Below are 1,449 nucleotides of genomic sequence, written 5' to 3' on the forward strand. Positions count from 1 at the left end.
TGAACTGCACCCCAATTGTTAGACACTATCTAACAGTTGGAGGTGCAGTTTTTTGTATGTCAAAATATCCAAGTGATATTAAATTAAATATTATTCAAAGCTATAACCCAAAAGTGTTTTCCCAAAAAGAATATGCAAAACAAATTGGTGTTACCAGAGCGCAGTTCCAATATTGGTTGAAGTTATATGAATTACATGGAGAAGAAGGATTTAAAACTCCCTATACAAATTGTTCTGTCAGCTTTAAACTAGACGTACTAAACTACATGGTTCAATCTGGTGCGTCATTAATGGATACCGCAGCTCTCTTTAGACTCTCTAGTTATACAATGGTGTATGATTGGCAAAAAAAGATGGAGGATGGTGGTATGGAAGCCCTTGAACCAAAAGAAAAGGGGCGTCCATCCATGAAAAAGAAATCTACTAAACAACCAAAACAATTACCAGTAAAAGGGGCAGTTGAGGCACTTGAAGCCCGTATTAAACAACTAGAAATGGAAAATGAGTATTTAAAAAAGTTGAATGCCTTAGTTCAAAACAAGGAAAAATCACCAAACAAGACAGAGCACTAGTAGTCTATGAATTAAGGCATAAATACCCGGTGAAGGAACTCGTGAAACTCGCTGATATTCCACGTAGCACATATTATGATTTAGTAAAGAGAATGAATCAACCAGATCCAGATCGCGACTTGAAAGCTGAAATTAAGGCCATCTATGAGGAACATGAAGGTCGTTACGGTTACCGCCGTATTCGTGATGAGCTAACGAATCGTGGGCAAAAAGTAAATCACAAAAAGGTTCAACGTATCATGAAAGAACTTGGTTTAAAATGTTTGGTGCGCATGAAAAAATACAAATCTTACAAAGGTACTGTAGGTAAAATTGCCCCAAATCATTTAGATCGTCAATTTATAGCGGACGCCCCAAATCAGAAATGGGTAACGGATATTACAGAGTTTAAATTATTTGGCGAGAAGCTTTACTTATCGCCTGTATTGGATTTATTTAACGGAGAAATTATTACTTATACAATCGGCTCTAGACCAACATACTCACTTGTATCAGAGATGTTAGGGAAAGCCCTAGAGCGCTTGCCAGAAGAACATAACTTATTAATGCATTCGGATCAGGGTTGGCATTATCAAATGAAGCCATATCGTCATGCCCTCCAAGAAAGAGGAATTAAACAAAGTATGTCTCGTAAAGGAAACTGTTACGATAATTCAGTGATGGAGAATTTCTTTGGGATTATGAAATCAGAATTCCTTTATTATAAGGAATTCGAGAGTGTAGAGCATTTTAAACAAGAACTCAAAAAATATATGGAATATTATAATACGAAACGGATGAAGGCAAAATTAAAAATGAGTCCGGTACAATACCGAACTCATTTTGAGCAAGCTGCCTAATGAAATAACCGTGTCTAACTTTTAGGGGTCACTTCATT

1 protein-coding gene is annotated in these 1,449 nt (G+C 36.4%); it reads left to right on the forward strand.

What is annotated here, in order from left to right:
- Positions 1-56: 56 nt before the first annotated feature.
- Positions 57-1,411, forward strand: a protein-coding gene (locus LRP83_RS23110; protein WP_230499184.1) for an IS3 family transposase whose coding sequence is annotated in 2 segments (ribosomal slippage) — positions 57-510 and positions 510-1,411 — 1,356 coding nt in all. Because the reading frame shifts where the segments join, the coding sequence is not laid out codon by codon here.
- Positions 1,412-1,449 lie beyond the last annotated feature (38 nt).

Source organism: Pseudoneobacillus rhizosphaerae (assembly GCF_917563885.1).
GTDB lineage: Bacteria > Bacillota > Bacilli > Bacillales > Cytobacillaceae > Pseudoneobacillus > Pseudoneobacillus rhizosphaerae.